1 protein-coding gene is annotated in these 223 nt (G+C 34.5%); it reads left to right on the forward strand.

Features of this window, described 5'->3' with window-relative positions:
* Positions 1 to 86: 86 nt before the first annotated feature.
* Positions 87 to 223 (forward strand): adaptor protein MecA (locus tag HJY11_RS14085; RefSeq protein WP_208076515.1); only part of this gene is annotated, 137 nt, incomplete at its 3' end.

Below are 223 nucleotides of genomic sequence, written 5' to 3' on the forward strand. Positions count from 1 at the left end.
TTCTAAAATTTATTTACATAATTTTATTTTTTGTTTATACTACTATTGAGTTCGTATAAGATTATTTACAGGTAGGAAGTGATGATATGAAAATTGAAAAGATCAATGAAAATCAAATCCGTTGTACCCTGACACGTGCCGATCTGGAGGACAGACACTTAAAGATCAGCGAGCTTGCCTACGGTACCGAAAAGGCGAAATCACTTTTCCACGATATGATGCA

This window comes from Bittarella massiliensis (ex Durand et al. 2017), from assembly GCF_017566145.1.
GTDB lineage: Bacteria > Bacillota > Clostridia > Oscillospirales > Ruminococcaceae > Bittarella > Bittarella massiliensis_A.